We start from the raw sequence: 23762 nt of genomic DNA, 5'->3' as shown, positions 1-23762 counted from the left end.
ATACTCTAACAATTCAACTTATACGTAATAATTGTCCCCGTCTCTACATGAATCTAGGGGGCTCCTCCTAAAAAAGCAATGTCCGATTGAGAGAACTTACAGTTACTGTTTCACTTTATTTGCTTGTCCCCTATCAGAGATTCTGCTCGTAGGCACAGAAGAAATATCAATGGTCGTATCCATACTCTTATCCGTAAGCTCAACAATCGTGTTTCCATGATTGATTTGGTTCAAATCCCACAGCATCCCATGAAACTCATTATGTTGCCCGCTCACCTTCAAAACACTTTTTGTTTTACTTGAAGGTTGTATCTGTAAATTGGTAAATTGATTCCCACTAGCCTCATTCGGTATCGTTGAATGACTATCCATGTAAATCATGTTTACACAATCCTCTAAAGAAAAATTCAGAAACCGATTAGCATTTATCCAAGCATATCCAGAATTCGGTTTATCCACTTTTAACTTTACTCCATTCTTCATTCCTACTACCTTAACGTTTTCGAAGTTAACAAAAGAAATCTCATGTTCTCTTCCACCAGCGTATAACGATATCCCTGTCCCCTTGTTCGTTTCAGACCAATTGATGATATTTATATCCTTTATATGTGTTTTGTTCCAAGTGTTATAATATTTATGTTTACCATCTAAATAGATCACTTCCGAGTTAAAATTCGCATCATCAATGGCAATATAGGCCCCTTCAATTGAAGCATTCTTCTCAAGTTCAATCACCCTGAAGTCACCGTCAACAATAAACTGGGTTCCATACCCGAATAACAACTTAACACCTTGCTTCACAACGATAGGTGAAGTAATCTTGTACTTTTTGTCATCAAGCAAAACAGTCTTTATTTTAGTATCCTTTGCTTTATTAATAGCTGATTGAATTTTATCAGAATCATTTGTCCCTTTAAAATCCTCAACATATATCTTCTCTTTTCGATCTGAATTAGAATGATTCTGATAGTAAAAAAGAAAAATAATTAGCACTATACCTACGATTAAACCAATCATTTTTTTCATCGTACTCATCCCCATATTTAGCTTCCTTTCTTCGGTCCGTTATATATGAATACTCTATTGTTGTCTTCAATAGCTTCAAGTATTAACACTGTCATGAAGCGAGATTAAAAGATAAAAAGACCACCATACATTCTTTATGAACTGATATGATCTCACCTAAGCAGGAAGTATAAAAATCCACCTTTTTATAAAGTAGCTTTTAAACTTTATTTATAAGGGATATTTTACCAAAAAGAGAATAATTGGGTTTTAAACCATTATTTATATTACCTCTTTTATTTTCTTGCAGATAGATGTTTTTTGCAAGCAAAAGGTGTATAGGCTTACCATTTTCTTTTCCTTAAAGATTTACGTCCGAAGTATCAGCAGAAAACATATGGCTCAACCGATCACTTTCTCTTGTAAATGCAATAATCTGAGCATGGTGGACCAACTAGTTCACCATATATGCTAGATAAAGTGAAACTTTAATCAGCCCGACCAATCAGGCTTTTACGGGCAGTTAATGCGGGATAAAAGATATCATTTCAATAAAAAGACACTCGATGAAGTGTCTTTTTTGTATTCCTAATATAGACCTCAATTCGATTACATTACCTAATGCTTGAAGAAATTTTAATTAGCAACCTCTTAATCTTATCTAAACTGTTTGAAAAAAGAATCAAGATTATTTTAGGTGTGGAACTCACCAGACTATTTTTAACCATCCTCCAAAAACCTCCCAAACTCCTTCAAAAACCGTAACCTCATCATCCCAACAGGACCATTCCGATGCTTCGCTATCTGAATTTCTGTTATATCTTTATGCTCCGTCTCCTTTTCATAATAATCCTCCCGATACATAAGCATAATGACATCCGCATCCTGCTCAATTTGCCCTGTCTCCCTTAAATCAGACAAAAGCGGACGCTTATCTTGACGCGACTCCACCCCACGAGACAATTGCGACAGCGCTACGACGCACACATTTAAATCGCGTGCTAGTAACTTCAGCTTACGGGGAATTTCACTCATTTCTTGAAACCTATTTCCCCGATATTTCGAATCTCCTGTAATGAGCTGCAAGTAATCAATAATCACAAGCAATTTTTTATCTGCATACTTCCGTTTCAGCTTCCGCACTTGCACCCAAATCTCCTGCGTTGTAACGCCTGCCTTATCATAAATCTCTAGCGGCAGATCCCCAATTTCTGCAAATGCCCGGCTCGTTTTCCCCCAGTCCTCTATCGTAAAACGATGCTTCGGGTTTTTCAGCCTTTTCCCAGATACTTCACCCAAGCAAGAAACCATTCGTTTCAATAGTTGCTTGTTGCTCATCTCCAGAGAAAACAACCCAACTGCCGTACCCGATTTTGCCGCATGAAGCGCAATGTTTAAGGCAAATGCCGTCTTTCCCATCGAAGGCCGTGCCCCAATCACAACAAAATCCCCTTCCTGCAGACCACACGTCATCTTATTTAAAGCTGAAAAACCTGTCTCAATACCAGTAAGTTCTTCTGTATCTTGATGAAGCTCTTCATAAAGATCGACTAACGTATCCTTCAAATCAAAATCAAGTGTGCAATCCACCTCTTCCAGTTCACAAAGTCTTGTAATCGTCTCACCGATTACTTTCTCATCCTTCTCCGCAAGAAGCCGTTCACACATGCTGTGCGCCATACTTCCCGCCTGATTCATTTTCCAGGCATTCCGAACAAGCCCCTCATAATAGGAGAAATTAGCAGTAGTAGGCACACTCTCAATTATATTTACAAGGTATTCCATACCACCAATTTGCGCCAAAAAAGCAGGTTCCATTTTTGAAACAAGCGCAACAAGATCCAGCGGCTGTCCTTCCTCCTCTATTTTCCGAATCAACTTAAAGATAGCTTGATGCACAGCCGTAGAAAAGTGTTGCTCGGTCAGCCTACACTCCTTAATCAGTTCACCATCAAGCAGCAAAGACCCTAACACCGTCTGTTCAGCCTCAACATTCTGAATGCTCATGGCCGACTTCCCTCTTCCTTGAGGAACTTCCGCAACTCTTCTTCAGACGGCACGTTTTTCTCCCACTCTTCATACTCCTCTAGAAATTTCTCAGTCTCATGCATAGCAGTCGGCTCCTTCTTCCGAAACTTCGCTGCCGCTTCCTCTACTTCAATAACCTTCGTATATCCCTTACCGTGCCAATCCCGTAAAATCCCCTTCACATAAGCAAGCGTCCGCTTATTATTTTCAAAAGCGATCTGGAGCGCTTTTAAGACAAGCTCCTCCGATAAATCTGCCATCCATTCACTTAATTCCTCCGCTGCATACGACGACAAACTACCAAAGTTTTGTTCATAAAACATGAACACACCACCACCTGGCTCCGTCTCTTCTACTTCCTCATCCTCTTCATAGCTTTCAATAGATGCTTGCGGAATAATCTCAGACAACTCACCCGGCATACCAAAATGCTCTAAAAGTAGCAGAATATTCATCTCTTCCTCCAAACATTTTTGCAAAAACATATGTACAAACGCTTTACTTTTCACGCTCTTCAGCTCACGTAACACACACTTCTCCATATTCGTATTCGTAACCGGGTTATAGCGCAGCCAATTTAAAATACATAACTCCTTCGTTTCCGCATCATACAATATCTTTCCATACTCAACAAAGCGCTGCAGCAACTTCTCAACAGTCTCCCGGTTATAACCTGTCTCCATCTCCGCCAAACGCTTCGGCAACGGATAAATCCCGCATTGCGTCGTCTTCGAACAAGTCAGCAAATATATGTAAAAGTACCTCTCCTCCGGTGTTAAATCGAGTACAAAATCATCCTGCCAAAAATTCACCTGCACATTACGGTATACTGCCATGTGTATTCCTCCTATCCCTTAATGAAACATATGTAATCGGTGGTTCCATAATGTATATAGGGATAAGGGAGGAAGTTTGGCGGGGTTATTTTATATTTTTTACGATTACTACGACTACTGTTTTTTGAATGCGTGCTTGTAGTAGTTTTTTGTTTTTTATTTTGTTTCTTTTTAGTGATTTATTTGTTGGTAGGGGGTTGTAAGGGGCTTGGGAGGGGTTCTTTTAATCTGTACATGGCCGACTTCCGTACTTATGAACAAGAAGTACAGTGTATCATTGAATGTAGCATAGAGCATGAATCTTTAAATTGTGTTAACTTAACAAAATTTTGGTGTGGGAATAGTTAATTTGAATAGGTAACTACATGTCCTCTTTTTCAATCATCACTCTATTTTTTTGTAAAGAATGAATAGTAAGAAAAATGTGATATATTAATGCTATCTAATCATTTTTTTAGGGAGATGGGGTAAATGTCAACGAAAAATGAAACAGTTGAAAATACAGAACTAACGATTTTTAACCACACAGGGAACACCATTGTGACAGAAGACAGAGAAATACAAATTATTTCAAGACTAGAAGAGCCTCTTATTGTCGTTTTAGCAAATGTATTAAGTGATGAAGAGTGTGAAACGTTAATTGAAATGTCTAAAAATAAAATGAAACGTTCTAAAATTGGTGTTTCGCGCAAAACAAATGACATTCGGACGAGCAGTGGTGCATTTTTAGAAGAAAGCGAGATTACTACTAGAATCGAAAGACGAATCGCTTCGATCATGAATGTTCCTGCCCCACATGGAGAAGGGCTGCAGATTTTAAAGTATACAGTTGGCCAAGAATATCAAGCTCATTATGATTTTTTTGTAGAAAATAGTGCGGCAGCAAGTAACAATCGTATGAGTACACTTGTGATGTATTTAAATCATGTAGAAGAAGGTGGAGAGACCTTCTTTCCAAAACTCAACCTTTCCGTATCTCCGAAAAAAGGAATGGCGGTATATTTCGAGTATTTTTATCAGGATGAATCAATAAACAAACTTACTTTACATGGCGGTGCACCTGTTATCAAAGGTGAAAAATGGGTTGCGACGCAATGGATGCGAAGAAGAGCATTGTTGTAACAAGTAAAAGTACCGACTTTATCATTTTAACCGAGAAGACCCCCTCCTCTAAACGAAGTGAAGGTGGGGGTCTTCTCGGTTTTGTCTTTTTTAAAGAAAATGTCCTTTTTAATAGAACATACGTTTGTTTTGTTGTATAATGATCTTATCAAACAAAATGAGGTGAGAACAGGTGAGGAAAGCGTATTTTTCGAAACGGATCTATAAGACAGAAATAGATACTGGGAAATTCTTTTTATGTAAATCATATATCTTTCTAATAAAATCGGTACCCGCTTTATGTAAATCTGGGTTTGCTTCTTTATACTCTGGATCTGCCTACTCTGCTAGCCAACAAATAAAAGCATCTTGAGATGACTCACTAGTCGCATATGAAAATAGATTAGATCTCTTGTCCATGATACAATTCTCACCTACGATATACAAATTGTTGTCCCTGTTATATTTATTATTTTCAATACACCTTAATCTCTACTTAACTGCCCCAAAACACTCTTAAACAACATCGAAGAATTCCTAACAACCACATCCAAAGCCAGCTCTTTAAACTCTCCCCCTTTTCCAACCATCACATTCCCCTGCTCATAATCAATTTTAATTTGAACATCTTGAACATAATAACCCTTAATGGAAGATGCCTTGTCCAAATCAGAATGATCAAGCTCGACCTTCACCTGTTTCGTAAATCGGCGCAGCGTTTTCCAAAGAGCTCGCTCTTCTTTCGATTTCATAAATAATTCAGGAAGCTCTTGTACTTCCTTTAATAATGACATGCTCGTTAACATATATGTTTGAATTCCATATCCTACCGGACAAATGTGATGACCTAACTTTTTCCATGGCTCTAGTTCGAAATAAACACAATCATTTGTTTCATCGCCAGGTAGTACATTCTCTCTGTTTATATGGATATCTTTAATCCTTGCGACATGTTGAATCCCACCGTTTTCTCCATACCACTTTTTCGGTGCATATAAGGCTATGTATTTTATTTCTTGCCAGCCTGGTTTTAATTGTGAAACAGGAATTTGATAGAAACCTTCTTTCATATATGTTTCATAATCCTTTTCTGTTTTCACATTACCGACTAATACCTTTTCATCTAAAGAGGATTCCCATTCTTCTTTTGTTCCTCTTGGAAGGATTCCTTCTCTTATAATCTCTTCTGGACTTTTTTCAATGAGATGATCAAGAAATTGTTCTACTAGTCTTGTCGCGTTTGGTAAAAATGGAAAACCGCCAATATTTACTTTTTCAATGCTTTTATAGAAAGGATGATGCTCATATTCTTCCTCTTGATTCCACGGGAATAATACATAAGCTCCATAGGCTGTTCTCTCAAACGGTCCACCTTGATCTACTACTAATGCATCTCGATATCGGTGCATCGTGTTAATATCTTCTTCCATTGGACCCGGTGTCCCATACTGTCTTTTATAATGGGAACCATTTTTGGCAAAGTCGATTCGATATTTAGCATCAAAAATATATTGGTATTGATAGTTTTTCCCTTTCTTCTCAATAGCAAGCATCGTATCCGGCTTTTGAGTGACAGTTGGTAATGCTTTATTTCTTTTTTGAAAATAAAGCTCAATCACTTCATCTGTTTCAGGGTGCCTAAATGTTCTTTTTGCAGTTTTACTTTCATCAAGTGTCACATATAATCCATCTTGCCGAACCTTAATAATATCTTGATTCACTGTTTCATATTTTTTAGATAAAATTTGTCCAAGCTTTAAATACGTCCAATATTCATATAACCTTGCGACGTCCTTTACAGACATTTTAAAGATCTGCCCTCTTAGCGTGAGACCTCTCGATAACATTAGAAAGATTTGATACGCATCCCTATAACCAGCAGCCATTTGAATGACTAGAGAAAAGACAGAACGATCCAATTTCCCGATCCCATTCCAAAACGGATCATTCAACTCGTTTTTCATTCGAGATTTCATTTTTCTTACGTTTTGAATCAAATCATCGTCAATTGGCAAACTCTTAAATCCAGAATCCTTTTCCAAAGATTTAAGTAAATCCTCGATTTTATGTATCACCCTCTGAACCATCCACTTAACAAACCGATTTTCCAATGTATCGTAGGATACTTCCTTATAAGCTGTAATTCCTTTCGATGGAAGCATGTTTCTTCCTACTTCTTGAAACAAGTGAGGTCTTTTTCGTAAGTAATTCATCCCAACCGCATCATGCGCTTACTACACGTCATCAGCTTGTACAAGCTGATGACGTGTAGTAAGCGCATGATGCGGTTGTCTTTTAATATGAGAAATTGCCTTCATAAATCTATGAAAAGAGTCATTTAAAATATGATAAAATTCACTTTTAGATGGATTTGTAGCATAGATTGTTGATGCCCCCAAATAAGTTCTTTTTAATAAATGAAATGCTAGATTATAAATTTCATCGTTCACTTCTTCCAATAAAGCTCGATAGTCATCTTTGTAATCGAGCTTTGATGGAAAAATTTCTAGTGTGACTGTTAGTAGAGACTTTTTATCATCTCGAATTTCAAATGTTGTATAGCCTACTTCATTGGGAAATGAGAGATTTCCCATTAATACTTTCAATGAACCCATTTGAGTAGAGCTGATTGCCTTTCGAAGAGATGGATGCTCATGGTAAAAAGACAATTCTTGATCATTTTTAGGAACGACAACGAGCTGATAACTCCTATTCTCGAAAAAGATAGGGGGGTGCTCGGTTAATTCGCTAAGCTTTTGTAACTGAGCATCATATACCATGATAGAATCACTTGTTCCAGACACATGAAAATGCATCATCTCATCTGAGGCAATGGATTGATGTTTTTTTAAGCTCTCGTATTTTTCATGATAGGGATTCCCTTTGATAGTCAATGACAAATCCGCTGTTTCAATCTTAACTAGCTCTATATCACGATTAGATCCAGAAAGAGGTGAAACCATCATACTCGAACCTCCTTAACATATGAGACAACTTCTTAGCAGAACGAGGATACTTCGCATAAGACATCATATCTTCATTATCAAACTCTTGATTTGTACATAGCGTATATAATTTCTTTAATGCCTCTTCTGTTCTCCCATCGCTCCCTGCAATACGCGGTAAGATTTTTTGATATATTTGATAGTCTAACGCCTCGTCAAACGATAATAGTTCACTTTTTTCATTGTAAGCCATATAAAAACAAATTTCGTCACGTATCCGATACCCGACTTGTGCTCCGATCGGTTCAAGAATTTTATTAACTTCGATTAAAATATGAGATACTTCCTTCACAAGATCTTTATTGAGCTGAAAGCATTCTTTTAAATGAAGAAACGTGGCTGTCAAGGAATGATTAGAAACACATTTTCCCTGTACTTCTTCTACATCCATTAAAAACTCAAAGGAATCTAATTTTACTTGATTAAATTCAATTGTATTCGCACGATCCAATACTTTTTTACTTAACGGATTTGTTGTTTCATCCATGTTGACAGTTCCAATGACGTACACATTTGATGGAATCGTAATTCGTTTCCCAACAATCGATTCTGGAAGAACAGCCGATGTAACAATCTCTCTTCCTTCCCATTTTCGGCTTTCAATGACACTTAGAAAATCACTGAAATAGTACTCTACACGTGCTAGATTCATCTCATCGAGCACGACAAAATAAGGTTTGTCCGGATTCCCTGCAGCTTTTTCAAGAACTTGAATTAACGGTCTTTCCTGAAATTCACCTTGAATATTCACGTAGCCAAGTAAATCAGAGCTATCGCTCCAATCAGGTCGCACAGGAATAAGCGTGAACTGTCCATTTTCTTCAGTTGCCCCTAAACTTTCAGCGAACCACTGAACAATTTTTGTTTTCCCCGTACCTGAAATACCAGACAAAATAACAAAGGGCTTCGTTTTTAAAGAAAGGAAAAAGTTAATAATATCTTGCTTATCGTAATAGAAACCTTTGCTTTTCATATAGGAAGATACATGATCTACAATTTCCTTCCCATTCAAATCCATTTCTTTTTTCTCCTCGTGAATCACTGCACGATTAGTTCCTTTCTCTCTAAAGGCAATGTATCCCTCATAATAGCGAAGCATTTCTTTTAAATCTTCCACTAATTCTGCTTCACTTGGCATTTGTTCAACATCATATGGAATGTATGCAGCTGTAGAGTTGGCATATCCCTTCGCTTTTGGACTTGTACCAAGGAAAATATCATCATCTTTTTTTAGACATTTGTATATGTTGACGGATCTCAGACTTAATCTTTTCCATTTCCTCTTTAGAAGTTTCCGTTACTCCTTGTGCCATTGTTAAATATAATTGCTTCATATCTTCACTAAATAAATAAACGATATAATACCCTCTCTGCGTCGATGTCGTAATGTCTTTATTCATGATAGCAAGCCATGGCACGGCGGCCCAATTCCCTTGTCCAACTGAGCCCGTAACAATGTACTGATTATGATCGATAAAAGATAAACGAGTTACCTCCGTTGTCATTTCATTTCGAACGACTGAACCAAGTTTATGACCCGCAAATTTTTCCGTTCTTGCCTCTAAATACTCATACATAACAGTTAAAAATTTTTCACGTAAGTTACTATTCATATTATCGTCCTCTTCATCATTTTCTTTTAAATATTGTTCAACTGGAACCCACCTCTCGTTAATTAACCCTACCTTCTCAAGCCACATTAACAAATTATGAGTACGTTCCTTGGCTACTGATTCAACCATTAAATTATCTCCTCGTGAATTTCGAACGATCGTCATTCCTAAATTCACTAAAGCCGCTTTCTTTTCAGCCTTTGAATAACTATTTAAAAGTTCGAGTACAAATAGAACAATTTGAAAATATTCCTGTTTCAAAATCAAATTTCGAATAAAAGCATCCTTATTTTTTGATTCAATATATTCATTTAATAGAGCCCGATTAATCTCATGAGCTTCATCCAAAAAGCCCAATAATCTCAAATCTTGCCGTCCACGAGATTTCACTCTATATAAATTCCCATCAATTTGGTGACTAAGATCTTTCGGATCATATGTATTATCTATTACCTCTTCTAAAAAAGTGATTACTTTATGATATTGCTCACAGGGTAAGTCATCCGTTCTAAATTCTTTAAGTGTAATAGATTTTGAGTCAGTTACATTCACAAAAGGAAGTTGTGAAAAGAAAGCAATCAAAAAAGCACTGTATTCACTTACTTGTCCAAAATCTTCACTCGTTACCGTACGTATATTTATGAATTTTTGCCAAGCTTGCTGGAGAGTTTCAAAAGTTACCATAAAATATGGATGTGATTCTTCTCCTCCTTGGTACTTCTCACGTAAAAGTTCTGTTTCAACGTATAGTCCTTCATCATCTGTCTTTATAATCAAATAAGATTTACTAGTGTGTATGTCATTAACTTGATTGGTTACTTTAGCGAATTCAATTATGAGTTGGTCCAACATTTTTACCTCCGCAGTTACAATTAATTACAATTACTACTATTTTAACAAACTATATACAAAAGAAAAATGATACGCTATAACTCATGATTAAATAACCTTTCAGGAGGAGATATAGTCAAACATTCTCTTTTCTACTTTGTATTGTCTTTCCGCTTCTGACAAAGTCATTGCCATCACAGCAATCCGCCTATCAATTAAAGCACTTACAGCTCCCCCTTATTTTCATACACAAAAAACTCAAACTCTTCCAGATTTCCTCCAAACAATTTGCTCAACTATAAAATAGAGTTATTTTTCATTATATTGAGATTTTTCAAACAAAACGATATAATTTATTTACATTTATACGCCTTCATACTTAGTTCATAATGATATTTTTCAAATTACTTCAATTAAATAGGGAGGTTTTAATCATGTCTCAATCCACCAATCGCACAAATACAAGGCGCATAACAGGAAACATCTTCAAAGGTTCAGTTGGAAATCTGATTGAATGGTACGACTGGTACGTCTATTCTGCTTTCGCCGTGTATTTCTCAGCAGAGTTCTTCCCTAAGGGAGATTCGACCAGTCAACTGCTTAACACGGCAGCAATCTTTGCCGTTGGCTTCTTAATGCGCCCGCTAGGAAGCCTACTGATGGGGCGTTATGCCGATCGCCACGGCCGACGTGCTGCACTGACGCTTTCCATCACCATCATGGCCGGTGGTTCGTTAATCATTGCCTGTACCCCAGGTTATAGCACCATTGGTATCATGGCCCCTATTATTCTAGTTCTCGCACGTCTGCTTCAAGGGTTGTCATTAGGTGGAGAATATGGAACTTCGGCTACATACTTGTCCGAGATGGCAAGCAGCGGCCGACGTGGTTTCTACTCGAGCTTCCAGTATGTAACACTCGTTGCGGGACAGCTGGTAGCACTAGGTGTTCAGATCGTCCTCCAGCAAATACTCAGCGAACCGGATATGAAGTCTTGGGGCTGGCGTATTCCCTTCATCATCGGAGCAATGGGAGCAGTAGCTGTATTGTGGCTGCGTCGTACGATGGATGAATCGGAGCAGTTCTCAAAAATGGGTTCTGAAAGCCGCGAGAGCGCTGGAACTATTCGGACTCTGATGAAACATCCTAAGGCAGTATTAACAGTGGTCGGGCTAACACTCGGTGGAACTGTTGCCTTCTATACTTACACGACGTATTTACAAAAGTTTATGGTGAATACTGTAGGTCTTCCTAAAGAAGTCGTTAGCTGGATTAACTTTATCGCCCTATTGGTATTCGTCGTACTTCAACCACTCGCTGGTATGTTATCCGATCGGATTGGACGGCGTCCGCTATTGATTGGTTTCGGCATCCTCGGAACTTTGCTGACAGTGCCACTGTTTCTAATCATGGAGCAAACGAAGTACCCTATCGTTGCTTTCTTGCTTATGATGGTAGGTCTCATTATTGTCACCGGTTATACTTCCATCAATGCAATCGTGAAAGCTGAGCTCTTCCCGACTGAAATCCGTGCCCTTGGCGTAGGATTCCCTTACGCAATCACTGTTGCAGTGTTCGGCGGAACGGCGGAGTTCATCGCATTATGGCTGAAAAGTATTGGGCTCGAGTCGCTCTTCTACTTCTACGTAGCTGGCTGCATTGCCATAAGCTTCATCACTTATTGGCGTATGGCTGAGTCATCGAAAACCTCTCACATCGAGGCCGAACTGACCGATGAAAATACGTTAGCTGCTCACAAGTCTGGTTCACGACACTCTTAAATGTCATAAATAGCTATTTTAAAACGATAATTCAGCTTAAAAATCCCTTGTTTATCAAGGGATTTTTTAGGTAAGAAACCTTTCTTGATTATTTACATTTTTCAGCAGTAATGTAGAAGTAATAAACATCAGTATATTGAATAAAAAAACTCCAACTTTCGGCTGAAAAGTTGGAATTCCACTTATCTTTCTATCATTAAGAGGTACTCTCTTCTCACTTCACAAAACACTTTAAACCCTACCTATAATAACTCATCTTCCAAAAAACTACGAATCCACTCTTTAAATTTTCCAAAATTAAAAAATCCTAAAAATCATAATGCTACAAAGGGATTATAAAACAGAACAGACCACGAAATAAATAATCATGGCCTGTCTGGTTTTATGAAAACATCGTATATGAGGCCCTAATACAGTTAAAGGAATCTCCTTCTACTTGTTTCCTATTTCTATTGTAATGCTCCAATCTCCATCCGTATGTACTCAAAAACTGTATGTGCCTGTGTTTTTGAATACTTGAAATATAGAACCTTCATAGCTTCCAATTTTATTTACTAATAAGTTTTGATCATTTACTTTAACAATGAAGTTTTTGGAGCTATTATTAGATAAAGATATAAGCAAAAGGGGCCTATTTCATACAGTTACAATATATTTTAAAACGCACCTTGATCCCTTTTTAAATAGTTACCATTGTCATCATAACATTCAATAGCAGTACCTATAAAGCCTCTCAGGAGTAGTTTTAACATCTCTAAATCATTTATAAAAACACTCATCCAAATAGAAAAATACCCTCTCGCTATCGCCGTTTCAACTATTTGTTCTCTAAAGGCTATAGAATCATTTCGTTTCAAACGATCTAGAGCTCTCTCTGCTACTTGCCATGCATCTCTTCTTTCTCTCCATCTTCTATCCTTTTGCTCTGCATTAACATTTGGATTATCCGACGGTTCTTTATCTAAACCTACTAACTTAATCATCTTTAATGCCATATGACGATGGCCTTGTTCTAAATTCGGATTTACTTCTATTCTCCCTGCACGAAGCACGAGCAACAAAATAGTTAGTTACACTCATTCTTGTAAAACTGCACACAAACCTACCCGTCGTATATAATGAATGGTACCAACGAGCTATTGCCGGGCTTTCAACATATAATCATTCCATTTTTTTCAACAGCTTAGCTAAATAAATTTCATGAGAAGTATCCCGTAAAAAGGAAAAAAACAAATCATCTAGCTCTTCTGCTAACTCTTCGTTTATTTCCTCACCTTCTTCATCAGACAATTCAAAGTTAGCATGCTTCCATTCATTATACTTTTCCTCAACTAAATCTCTAAAACTGATCCAATGTTTTCCGAAGTTTGATGTATAAGTGGCAGTCCAGCTATTAATATGAATTGTACCTAACAGCTCGTCCAATTTAGAATCAAAATTAACGGAAACATTATTTTCCCCCAATGTCTTTTCAATCTCTTTTAGATCCTCTTTTGTCATTTTCTTGACTTCCCCAGAATAATCATAGCTTACTCTTCCCGTATACGAATTGATACACGGTTCTTTTATAGGTTCCCATTTAAAAGCGACATGCTCGTCTATAACATCCATAATCATATGAGAAAGAAGCAAATCGATTTCTTTTTCTCCCATTACAATCATCCTCTTTCATTTTTTGGAATTTTAAACATTATATTTCTGTTCCTTACTTATGATTGGGATTCAATCTACATGGAGGCATGTTCTATATGAAGTTATGGTAAACCTGGCTGTAATCATTTATGTTTGCGGAGTAGACGTATCATTTATGACTACGCCTACTCCAATTTTAATAGATTATATATTTTTCTTGCAGTAAGATTTTCTTCCCTATCATCTGTCTTCAATTGTACTACAAAACGTCTCAAAAAGAACATACATTCGCATAACTATCATAATCAATAAAACGATATCGACCGTTCCTTCAAATATATCAGCGCTTTTCCAAATATATCGACCATTTCTCACCATATATCGGCCAAACGACAAAATTCGCGACTCTAAACACAAAAAAGAGCTATTTCAAACTGAAATAGCTCCTTCATTCATTCAATTACTCTCAACTCATCTAACAATGCTCGCTTCGTTTTATGCTGTATTTTTAGTGCTTCTAGACGTTTTTTCCATACGTCTTGTTCTTGTAGTTTCGTTTCGTAAATATCTTTTACTTTTTCGAAGTGTTTTATAGCTTGCTTGTAGCGTTTGCGATTGCCGTTTTGGATAAGAAGACAGCCTTTGATCCAATAGTATTCAATAATTTCCCTCGGGTACTTGTCTATGAGTTTATCTGCCAAGTCATCAAAGTTTGTATAGGGAGATTCAAACGCTATTCTTCTAGTATCTAAAATGACTTCTAATATCTCCTCATACATTTCACTGTCATAACAAATTTCCAAGTAATCCTTTGTACTTTCTTTTTGAACAATTCCTATCATCTCGTCTTGTACTTCTGCCCAATCTTCAGCTGCGAGGTGCTCTTTCATGAAATGAAAATCTTCATAATGGCTTTTATCGCGATAATCCGTGCGAAATGCTCGTATTAAAATGTTTTTTCCCTCTTCATAATCATTCTTCTGTTTAAAGTATATAAATGCGCGATCACGTATTAGGTCAATATCTGATTGCTTCTGGAAAGCACGGTCTATTAAAGCTTGCAATTGATTCAGTTTCTCTTGCTCCGCATAGTAATCTAATAGAAATGCGAATAATTCTGTTTGTCTACCTTGTCCGTTCTCTACTCCTGCTTCTGCTACCTCAACTGCTTGATCGATTTGACTTTGTGACAGGTAATATGTTACTAAATCCCAATAGTCCATCCCATATTTTAAAGATTGTAAGCGCAACTCTAAATACGCTTCTCCATCTTGTAATTGATCTTTATAAATGCGCATAATAAGCGTTCGATTCCAATCACTAGGGTGTTTTTGAAGTAACTGAACCATATGTCTCCAATCCGAATCAGACTCACATATTTCATAGATTTTGTCCATTAGCACATCATCAAATCCAGAATTACCGATTGCATATTGCGTAAACACTCTATTAATGAGTAACTTTTTCTCTTCAGTAGAAATCGAATACTGAGATAATACGCCCGTCATTTTCTCCAAATATTCATAAACATCATATTCAAGATGTTCAGGTCCACCGCCGTAATCGTTAAAGTCACTAATAATTGCTTCTGCTCGGTCCCAATATTCCCAAAGTAGCTTATTTGATACAGGTGCTTTCTTTTCAGTTCCCTTCTGTAATGCATACCATTCCATTACAGCCATATCAATATCCATATACTGATCTGCCAAATGCTTCACTAATGCAATCAATTCTTCTTTCTCTAATTCCTTACACAAATCTTGTAATGAGACAGCTTGCGCCATACCCTCACTCTCCCTCATCATTTCCACCATATATTACTTCCCCAGCAGCATACATCTCCAAAACCCCATTAACAAACGCCAAATCAAATTCCTCTGGATCAAATTCTCCGAGCCATTCTTCCATTCCTTCGTCTAGCTCATCTTCACCTTTTAATGCGGTTTGGATTTCGTTATACATATAAACGCCTCCGCAATCTTCAGGTGGACATGCACGTTTTCCTTTTTGACATGTAGGAACAGTAATCTTCTCATCAATTGGTAATATTTTCTCTAGTACTAGCTGGTGATCCCAATCATCACCGAAGTCATATGTATATACACATTTTTGTTTTTCTTCTGTTATTAATTCTCCTACCTGTGTTTCTTGTGCATCGTATGTTTCAACAGAAGATGGGAAGAAATCAAATGAATCGTCTTGGATTTCAACATACGCATCTCCAGTGTCAAAACGATATAAATGAGAATTTTGCCATCCCATTACAATTTGAATAATGTCATGTAACTCTACAAATGTCATTTGATTATCGATCAGAAATCTTCTCCAAATCGGTGGGCGAATTCCCTTTAATGTAACTTTAAATTGATAGATAGCGGGTTTCACAGGCTTTCCCTCTCTTACTTTATCTATATCTTGTCCACCGACAAACTTTATAATTTCTTCTAAACGTTCCTTTTCAGCAGGAGGCATTACTCTCCAAAGATCAGTTTTTTTAATTTCCCCAATCAGATCTAATACGATTTTGTTTATCAACATATTGAAACACCTTCTTTTTTTCATAGCTTATAAAAGTCATTATAAACAATACACAAAATATATAGCCATCATGAACTCTCCACCAGATACACCACTTCCACTCTTGCCACGGTATCTTTTTTGCGCACTTTTATATGAAGATAATAGCATATTTCACCATGTTTATTTTGTTCCATATGCCACTCTACTTTTCCTTCAAAGCTAAATTGTTGGATTACAATTTATATTCATCTAAATAAAATGATATCGAACATTCTATCCAATATATCAGCGATTCGACGCAACATATCGACCAGCCGACAAATTCCGCCCCCCAACCCCAAATAAAAAAGAGGCCACCCCAACAGGCAACCTCTCCATCAAACATTAAGCCAATAAAAACCCTCGCTTCAGCGGATCCCTTGGGTCCAATAAAAATTGATGAAACCCTGTAATAAACGCCTGGCCAGTAACTTTTGGAATAACCGCCTCGTATTCCTCTACTTTTGTCACTGACAGTACTTCTCCGGCAAATTGTCCGTCAGTGATACACTCATGGATGAAACTTTCTCCCTTCTGCAAGGCACCCTTTTCAAAAAGAGTTGCAAGTCTTGCGGAAGTGCCTGTGCCGCACGGAGATCGATCTACTTGCCCATCAGCAAAAATGGTTACATTTCGTAACGTTGCATCTTTTTCATTTGGTTCATCTGAAAAGATAACGCCGTATATTCCTTTTAAATCTTCTTCGAGAGGATGTTTTACATCCATTTGGCTTTCAATGTAGTGTTTAATTTTTCCGCCCCACGTTTGAATAGCTGATAAATCTTTAAAATTCACTTTCAAACCAAGTTCTTTACTGTCTACAACAGCATAAAATGCTCCTCCAAAAGCAATATCTACTTGAAATTCATAGCTATCAATTTTTATAGAAACATCTTTCTTGTAAACAAAAGAAGGAACATTTTCAAATGATACGGATTCTACTTGATTTCCACTATATTTTGCGTACGCAATAACCTCTCCTGCAGGGCTATCAATAATGAACTTTTGCTTTTCGCCTGTCACTTCGAACATACCCGTTTCAATTCCTACTGTGACGACAGCGACAATTCCATGACCGCACATTGTACTCCAGCCTTCATTATGCATAAACAATACCCCAAAATCAGCATGAGGACTTGCCGGCGGCGTAATGATACAACCATACATCCCATGATGCCCTCTCGGTTCATACATCAAAACTTCGCGAAGATGGTCCAAGTGCTCCATACAATAAGCTCTTCTTTCTAATTGCGTTTTTCCTTTTATCTCTGGCACTCCGCCTGTAATAATACGTAATGGTTCCCCCGCTACGTGTGCGTCAATTGTTGTGTATATTTTGCTAATCTTCATTCCTATCTCCTCCATGTTTGTATTTTAAAAGTGTCTTGCTTTTTTATTAGCAAGTATCGTGCCAAACATAAATTAACCTAACATTATTAATATTCAATCAATTTTATTTACATTGTTTTGAAAAAGTTGTATCCTTTTAGCAACAAATCTGTCTACGAGTGTCTACTTTTGTATACGATTTAAAATCATTGGGGGATATGTTATGAAACAATCTGATACCTTTGCGATTCCTACATTGCATACACTTCTCTCTTCTGTAGAAGAAGCGATTTCTATTGTAAATACGAAAGGGATAATGCTTTATTGGAATGAAGCAGCAGAAAAAATGTATGCCATAAAGAAGGAAAAGATTATCGGAAGGAATGTCCAGGAATTTTTCTCAAAAGAAGATATTATGAATTTAAAAGTTCTTGAGAGTCAGCAACCTGTTCGGGATATTTATCACCTCCCGCGGCCAGATAAGCATGTATTGATTAGCACAACTCCAATATATAATGAGAACAACGAACTGATTGGTTCTATGTCCGTAGAAAAAGATATTACCACGACTATTAAATTGAATGAAAAGTTATCCTCTACATCTGAAGAATTGCAGCAACTAAAACAACAAATGATTCAAAATAATAGAGACGATCCCTTCAGCAATATAAAAGGAAACAACTTAGCAATCCAGCACATCATTCATGACATGAAAAAAGTAGCGAAGACAGATGCGACGATTTTGATTACTGGGGAAAGCGGTGTTGGAAAAGAGCTTTTTGCACAAGCGATCCACAAGGCGAGTTTAAGAAGTAAAAAAGCATTTATTCCGATTAATTGCGGTGCCATTCCCAACGCTTTGTTTGAGAGTGAATTATTCGGTTATGAATCAGGCGCATATACTGGAGCTGCTAAAGGAGGAAAACCTGGAAAAATAGAATTAGCAGACGGAGGTACTTTATTTCTAGATGAGGTAGGAGAGCTCCCACTTGATATGCAAGTGAAACTACTTAGAGCGTTACAAGAAAAAGAGATTTATCGAATCGGAGGACAAACACCGAAAAAAATTAACGTCAGAATTATCGCCGCAACGAATCGTATATTAGAAGATATGGTATCAAACGGAACCTTCCGATCTGATTTATTTTATCGACTCAACGTATTTACTGTCTGCATCCCTCCACTTCGGGAACGAACGGACGATATTTCCTACTTAGCTCATCATTTCTTCAAAGAGTTTTCTTTCAAATATAACAAATCAACTCCTTTCGTTCATCAAAAGGCAACCGAACGATTAAATAAATATTCTTGGCCAGGTAACATCCGCGAGTTACGTAATATTATAGAAAGGTTGATTGTCCTTCACGAAGGCCACGAAATATACGAATCAGACATTCTCAAGCTACTGCCGCAAGCAAAATCTTTTTCACCACCTGTTAACCAAGCTATGCCCTCACTCACTGATGAAAGAGAAAGTCTTGAGAAAACACGCATTCTTCAAACTTTGCAACAGACTTATGGGAATAAAAGCATTACGGCGAAAAAATTAGGAATGTCGCGCGCTAATTTGTATAAGAAAATCAAAAAATATGGGATTACTTTTGATAAAACGGATATTTAATACATCAAAACCCCGAATTATGGACTTTATTAAAGAGGCCATAATTCAGGGTTTTCAAGTTTCTATTTATAACAACTTCAGGAGTGCTTTGTAAGTTTTTTACTTCCATAAACATTTTTAAGTTATATACAAAAACCATGCTTTGACATCATCTAAAGCATAGTAATTATTTAAACTAATATAAAACTGCTAAGTTGATTTTTTTAGCTCATCTATTTATTGAATTCATTAACTGGAAGAAGTATTCAGGTTTATGAGTCTTATTTAGGTTATACCATGAATGTAATGTATCTGGTGCAAATACATCTAATTTTTTCAGTACTTCCATCGCAAATTCCAGAGGAGCTACTCCTGATGCAGTAACCAAATTCTCACCAGATACCGCAGGTCCCATCTCATGAAATTTTTCTCCTTTATAATTAGGACAGACCATTTTAATATACTCTAAGTTATTGCTTGTATGCTTTCTAGAATCTAGGTATCCCATATTCGCGAGGCCTTCAGTTGCACCACAAATTGCAGCAACAATAGTGCCAAGCTTTAAAGCTTCGCCAATTTTTTTCAAGATAGGTTGATGAATATCTTCTCTCCAAGTATTCCCTCCAGGTAAAACTAAAAGATCTTTACTCTCAAGAGTACATTCATCAAGGGAAATATCTGGTTTTATGCTCAGTCCTCCCATCGTAGTAATAATTTCTTTATTAACTCCTACTGTAACTACTTTTAAAGGTGCTAAATCTTTTTTGAAATATCTTCCTGAGTTTAGTTCAGCAATTAAATATCCTTATTCCCAGTCTGACATTGTATTAAATACATAAAGATAAACTTTTTTTGTTTGCATCCAATAACACTCCAATCACAATTGATATAGCCTATTATAATATAACTTCCCTGACAGCTAACGTCAGGGAAGTTATCATACTTGATGAAATTTTATTAATTCCGACAGAACTTCAATAAGTCTTTTTGTAAGTAAAATGAAAAAAGTTAACGAGTAGATAAAAAAAAGATCCTTAATAAGGCCCTTTTTTTATTTTAGAAGGAAAAAGCATTAAAGAAATTCACGAGGGATAGAAAAAATCAACTTATTTTGTTAAAGAAAAATATTTAGTTAACAAGTGTATTGAAAGTAAACTAATATTTCAAAGTTTAATTTCGATTAAATGAAAAAGAAGACCGAACTAGATTGTTTTCTATCTCGGTCTTCTTTTATATATAAATTATTTAATTATAAAGGATAAAATTCCAGCAATTATACATGTAATTCCTCCTAAAAGCTGTCCTATTCCAGTGATTTTATCTAAAAATGATTCATATGTTTTCGTACTATATATACCCCATAATACTAAGATTACTCCAAAAAGGATAAATGCTATTTTTAAAATCATCGTATGGTTACCTCTTTACAATATATTTTTTTATGTATGTATTTCTTATACTTTTATTATTACATTGAAATAATAGTTGAACTATCTAATAACCTTACATAAAGATGACAGTTTTGTAAGATTTCATAAGTGAAAATAAAAAAGGTCGATTTCTTAACGGGGAAATTGACCTTTTTTAGGTTTGAATGTGCTTAGCGTACAAAATTATAAGAATTAATCTCATTTTTTCATTTTGGAAATAACCAATTTTTTAACTTGATGTTGATGTGACGGAACCTCAAGTATGTAGAAATTTTAAAAAGTCCCTTCATAATGCTAAAGGGACTTTGCTCACACAAATGATAATTTTTATAAATAATTGCGGAATAATGAACTTACATAAATGCTTTTAAAAGCTCTTGTATGGCTGGAATTAATCCACCTAAAAATTTTAAAACTGCCATTGCGATTGTCATAATAATTCCCCCTCTCTTAATTTCTGAATATTAAGAATTATGTAAATTCATTATATTATAGATTTAAGAATATGACAATATCTTTTTTTATTCTCTCTAAGATTTTGAAATATGCCCCTAACAACATTTTTCACGCCGCATTTATTCATGATAATTAAGTTCACTTTTTTCGTTTTAGGGTGGATTTGTTTTCTTAAGTTGATATACCACATGCCCATCAAGCTAATATTTTGAAGTACCCCCAAAACAAAAATTCCATCTCACTTTTTTGTTTTATAGATTATTAATTTCTTTTAACACATGAAGATTTCGTTCAAACTGAAATAAAAATAGAGTCTCAAGATTCTTTTCTTGAGACTCTATTTTTTATTTCAAAAAGGAAATCATGATTTTCTCTAATTCAGCCTTATTTAAAATATCATCAATGATTACAATTTGATAGGAACTGTCCTTTCCTTTTGCTGGAACAATCATCTTAATACCCTTTACATTACTTCCCGTCGTCTTTGCAAAGGTGAATTTAGCCCCTTTGAGCTCATAATGTTCTATCTTATCGTTGTCATTAACCCAAAAGTAAAATGGATCCTTTCCTTTTTCCATAATCGCTGATTGATAAATCGTATAACTGAACTCCCCTTTTTTATATCTTGAATTAATAATTGGTTTTGATTTTCCAAGTGTAATATCTGTATCAACTTTTTCCTTCTTTAGCTCATAGCCTTTTGCTGTATAAGTTGGTTTTTTAATTGGAAAATCCACCAATTTCTGCACTTCCTTAACTGTATATCTGAAATGTGAATAGATTTTTTCCCAATAATAGGCCAAGAGCGTTGCCAATTTCCTCTGATTTTTTTTCATCTTCTGGTTCTAAATGCTCAAGGCTACCTAGGGCTATTGTCTTTTTATCTATGATATACGCCTCTGTTTGCAATTTGATCACCTTTATATCTGCATCGACACCAAATTGGTTACGTTGAGCAGCACACTGACTTTGAGTACTGTATAATGGAAATATCCTCAGAATATAGTTGTTTCAGGATTGAAGTACCTGTTTTTTGTTGAATTCTTTTGCTCCTCGATGGGTCAATATGCAGCATATGATGCAACATACAGTTGCCGCTAGTAATACATAGAAACCACCATTCCATCCTACCTTGTCAACCATTACACCAAAGAGTGTAGTACCTAAAGATGCACCTAGAATGTAACTCATAAAACCTCGCAAACCAACCGCGGAACCAACGGCGAAAGGTGGAACCACCTCCATAGTTTGTACTGAAGCCAGAAACTGCGGAATGTAAATCAAGCATCCAATAATAGCAGCGAAAATAGTGACCCAATGTAAAGATGTACTTTGCCAGTAACCAATGATACAGATGAATATCAATGTCATAGCAATGATTGCTGGCGGCATGCGGTGCCCTTTGAATAACTTGTCTGATAGATAACCGGCCAGAAGAGTAGAAGGAATGGCTGCCCATTCAAAGAATAAAAAGGCAACACTCATCTCTTCTTTAGTGAAATGTTTTACATTCAACAAATAAATGGGCAACCAGCTTATAATGCCGAAACGAACCATGTAAACAAAAACATCTACCAAGGAAACGAACCATGCATTTTTGTTAAATAAAACATAATTCCTAAAAATCTGCCAAGCATTCATGTCTACTGGCGGTTTGGAATCAGCCCTTTGTTGCATTTTCGAATCGGGTTCATCCTTGATGATTTCGCTTAACGGAGGCAAGCCCTCGCTTACCGGTGAGCCTTTAATAAGGGTTAGTATCACCATTGCCATAACAATAGCTATTGCAGCCGGAACCTGGTAATTTGCCGCTTGCCAGTGATTGGAGCCTAACATAGCAAAACTGACACCAACGATAGGCGCTACGATGCCTCCACCTATATTGTGCGAAATATTCCATATGGCACCGACAGTTCCTCTTTCCTTACGCGGGAACCAGTTTGCAATAGTAATAAAGCTAGGTCCAACTCCCATTCCCTGAAAAAATCCATTGAGAACAACGAGAACTGCAAACATCCAGAATGCGGTGCTGAAGCCCATCATAATATTGACCATAGCGCACAGAAGCAAACCAAGCGCCATATACCTTTTAGGATTAGCTTTGTCTGCTATACTACTCATTAAACCCTTACTAATTCCATAAGCGATAAGCATGGAACTGCTTAATAATCCTACTTCTGTGGCACTAAGATTGAGTTGTTCCTTCAGATAAGGAGTAGATAAGGCAAAATTGTTACGTACTATATAGTAAGCTATATAACCGAAGAACACGCCTAATAAAGATTGTAGCCGGAAAAGCCTATAGGTTTTTTGAACCTGGTCTGATGCTATTTTTGTAGTAGCGATTTTAGGTTTCAAAAATGAGAACATACTATCTACCTCGATTTCTTTACTTTGATTTACGGAAAAAACTTAGATTGGCATGAAATTTAGTATTTCAATAGAGGCCAACTTGTCGGAAACGTTTTCAAAAATACTTGTGTTATATCATCCCTCCTTTGTTAAATTATCTTATATGTCAACTCGTTAAACTATCAGCAAATATCTGATTTTATG

The 23762-nt window shown here is 36.4% G+C and carries 15 protein-coding genes and 4 pseudogenes; 3 read left to right on the top strand and 16 right to left on the bottom strand.

From position 1 onward, the window contains the following. Window positions 1-102: 102 nt before the first annotated feature. The 3 genes from JDS96_RS02840 to JDS96_RS02830 all read right to left on the bottom strand — a co-directional run bounded on the left by JDS96_RS02840 (window position 103) and on the right by JDS96_RS02830 (window position 3869). Complete coding sequence (locus JDS96_RS02840) at window positions 103-1041, bottom strand: hypothetical protein (protein WP_199665934.1); 939 nt, start codon at window positions 1039-1041, stop codon at window positions 103-105. Window positions 1042-1725: 684 nt separating this feature from the next. Beyond that, window positions 1726-3012 (bottom strand): replicative DNA helicase, encoded by a 1287-nt coding sequence (dnaB, locus tag JDS96_RS02835; RefSeq protein WP_199665932.1) that lies wholly within the window; start codon window positions 3010-3012, stop codon window positions 1726-1728. Further along, on the bottom strand, window positions 3009-3869 hold the full coding sequence (locus JDS96_RS02830) for a DnaD domain-containing protein (protein ID WP_199665930.1): 861 nt from the start codon (window positions 3867-3869) through the stop codon (window positions 3009-3011). The genes dnaB and JDS96_RS02830 overlap by 4 nt, the downstream gene beginning before the upstream one ends. A 471-nt stretch (window positions 3870-4340) precedes the next feature. Here JDS96_RS02830 and JDS96_RS02825 point away from each other — a divergent pair, with 471 nt between their 5' ends. After that, window positions 4341-4991 (top strand): 2OG-Fe(II) oxygenase, encoded by a 651-nt coding sequence (locus JDS96_RS02825; protein WP_018767102.1) that lies wholly within the window; start codon window positions 4341-4343, stop codon window positions 4989-4991. A 213-nt stretch (window positions 4992-5204) separates the two neighbouring features. On the opposite strand, the pseudogene JDS96_RS31855 reads toward JDS96_RS02825, so the two are convergent. The 4 genes and pseudogenes from JDS96_RS31855 to JDS96_RS33200 form a co-directional block, all read right to left on the bottom strand. Beyond that, window positions 5205-5390 (bottom strand): annotated as a pseudogene (locus JDS96_RS31855) (PD-(D/E)XK nuclease family protein); the annotation flags it as partial. A gap of 65 nt (window positions 5391-5455) precedes the next feature. Beyond that, complete coding sequence (locus JDS96_RS33210) at window positions 5456-6775, bottom strand: nuclease domain-containing protein (protein WP_374220970.1); 1320 nt, start codon at window positions 6773-6775, stop codon at window positions 5456-5458. Between the two features lie 57 nt (window positions 6776-6832). Further along, window positions 6833-7585 (bottom strand): annotated as a pseudogene (locus JDS96_RS33205) (DUF2357 domain-containing protein); the annotation flags it as partial. 322 nt (window positions 7586-7907) lie between these two features. Further along, window positions 7908-10440 (bottom strand): annotated as a pseudogene (locus JDS96_RS33200) (MrcB family domain-containing protein). Between the two features lie 413 nt (window positions 10441-10853). Between JDS96_RS33200 and JDS96_RS02810 the strand changes: the two are divergent. After that, window positions 10854-12200 (top strand): MFS transporter, encoded by a 1347-nt coding sequence (locus JDS96_RS02810; RefSeq protein ID WP_033796874.1) that lies wholly within the window; start codon window positions 10854-10856, stop codon window positions 12198-12200. 656 nt (window positions 12201-12856) lie between these two features. Here JDS96_RS02810 and JDS96_RS02805 read toward each other — a convergent pair. From JDS96_RS02805 to JDS96_RS02785, 5 genes are all read right to left on the bottom strand, one after another. Then, entirely contained in the window at window positions 12857-13252 is a 396-nt protein-coding gene (locus JDS96_RS02805; RefSeq protein ID WP_199665990.1) for a hypothetical protein, read from the bottom strand. Window positions 13253-13361: 109 nt separating this feature from the next. Further along, entirely contained in the window at window positions 13362-13853 is a 492-nt protein-coding gene (locus JDS96_RS02800) for a hypothetical protein (RefSeq protein WP_199665928.1), read from the bottom strand. A 431-nt stretch (window positions 13854-14284) separates the two neighbouring features. After that, window positions 14285-15616, bottom strand: coding sequence for a hypothetical protein (locus tag JDS96_RS02795; RefSeq protein ID WP_199665926.1), 1332 nt, complete (start codon window positions 15614-15616; stop codon window positions 14285-14287). A 4-nt stretch (window positions 15617-15620) separates the two neighbouring features. Further along, complete coding sequence (locus JDS96_RS02790) at window positions 15621-16370, bottom strand: plasmid pRiA4b ORF-3 family protein (protein WP_033796871.1); 750 nt, start codon at window positions 16368-16370, stop codon at window positions 15621-15623. A 366-nt stretch (window positions 16371-16736) separates the two neighbouring features. Further along, window positions 16737-17741 carry a proline racemase family protein gene (locus JDS96_RS02785; RefSeq protein WP_199665925.1) on the bottom strand — a complete coding sequence of 335 codons (1005 nt, stop codon included), beginning with the start codon at window positions 17739-17741 and terminating at the stop codon, window positions 16737-16739. A gap of 202 nt (window positions 17742-17943) precedes the next feature. On the opposite strand from JDS96_RS02785, the gene JDS96_RS02780 reads away from it, so the two are divergent. Next, window positions 17944-19341 (top strand): sigma-54 interaction domain-containing protein, encoded by a 1398-nt coding sequence (locus JDS96_RS02780; RefSeq protein ID WP_199665923.1) that lies wholly within the window; start codon window positions 17944-17946, stop codon window positions 19339-19341. Between the two features lie 208 nt (window positions 19342-19549). On the opposite strand, the pseudogene JDS96_RS02775 reads toward JDS96_RS02780, so the two are convergent. The 4 genes and pseudogenes from JDS96_RS02775 to pgtP all read right to left on the bottom strand — a co-directional run bounded on the left by JDS96_RS02775 (window position 19550) and on the right by pgtP (window position 23576). Continuing rightward, window positions 19550-20182, bottom strand: a pseudogene (locus JDS96_RS02775) (type 1 glutamine amidotransferase family protein). Window positions 20183-20561: 379 nt separating this feature from the next. Then, complete coding sequence (locus tag JDS96_RS02770) at window positions 20562-20729, bottom strand: hypothetical protein (RefSeq protein ID WP_170957053.1); 168 nt, start codon at window positions 20727-20729, stop codon at window positions 20562-20564. Between the two features lie 821 nt (window positions 20730-21550). Next, a complete protein-coding gene (locus JDS96_RS31840) occupies window positions 21551-21943 on the bottom strand; it encodes a hypothetical protein (RefSeq protein ID WP_240523105.1) in 393 nt (130 codons plus the stop codon). 274 nt (window positions 21944-22217) lie between these two features. Beyond that, a complete protein-coding gene (gene pgtP, locus JDS96_RS02760) occupies window positions 22218-23576 on the bottom strand; it encodes a phosphoglycerate transporter PgtP (protein ID WP_003195572.1) in 1359 nt (452 codons plus the stop codon). Window positions 23577-23762 lie beyond the last annotated feature (186 nt).

Source organism: Bacillus cereus group sp. N21 (assembly GCF_016483395.1).
Taxonomy (GTDB): Bacteria; Bacillota; Bacilli; order Bacillales; family Bacillaceae_G; genus Bacillus_A; species Bacillus_A pseudomycoides.
This window is presented reverse-complemented; position numbering and strand designations above follow the sequence as displayed.

Excerpts from the sequence above, each read along its gene's own strand:
- JDS96_RS02840 (WP_199665934.1), bottom strand. The coding sequence starts at position 1,041 with ATGGGGATGAGTACGATGAAAAAAATGATTGGTTTAATCGTAGGTATA.
- dnaB (WP_199665932.1), bottom strand. The coding sequence starts at position 3,012 with ATGAGCATTCAGAATGTTGAGGCTGAACAGACGGTGTTAGGGTCTTTG.
- JDS96_RS02830 (WP_199665930.1), bottom strand. The coding sequence starts at position 3,869 with ATGGCAGTATACCGTAATGTGCAGGTGAATTTTTGGCAGGATGATTTT.
- JDS96_RS02825 (WP_018767102.1), top strand. The coding sequence starts at position 4,341 with ATGTCAACGAAAAATGAAACAGTTGAAAATACAGAACTAACGATTTTT.
- JDS96_RS33210 (WP_374220970.1), bottom strand. The coding sequence starts at position 6,775 with ATGTCTGTAAAGGACGTCGCAAGGTTATATGAATATTGGACGTATTTA.
- JDS96_RS02810 (WP_033796874.1), top strand. The coding sequence starts at position 10,854 with ATGTCTCAATCCACCAATCGCACAAATACAAGGCGCATAACAGGAAAC.
- JDS96_RS02800 (WP_199665928.1), bottom strand. The coding sequence starts at position 13,853 with ATGGGAGAAAAAGAAATCGATTTGCTTCTTTCTCATATGATTATGGAT.
- JDS96_RS02795 (WP_199665926.1), bottom strand. The coding sequence starts at position 15,616 with ATGGCGCAAGCTGTCTCATTACAAGATTTGTGTAAGGAATTAGAGAAA.
- JDS96_RS02790 (WP_033796871.1), bottom strand. The coding sequence starts at position 16,370 with ATGTTGATAAACAAAATCGTATTAGATCTGATTGGGGAAATTAAAAAA.
- JDS96_RS02785 (WP_199665925.1), bottom strand. The coding sequence starts at position 17,741 with ATGAAGATTAGCAAAATATACACAACAATTGACGCACACGTAGCGGGG.
- JDS96_RS02780 (WP_199665923.1), top strand. The coding sequence starts at position 17,944 with ATGAAACAATCTGATACCTTTGCGATTCCTACATTGCATACACTTCTC.
- JDS96_RS02770 (WP_170957053.1), bottom strand. The coding sequence starts at position 20,729 with ATGATTTTAAAAATAGCATTTATCCTTTTTGGAGTAATCTTAGTATTA.
- pgtP (WP_003195572.1), bottom strand. The coding sequence starts at position 23,576 with ATGTTCTCATTTTTGAAACCTAAAATCGCTACTACAAAAATAGCATCA.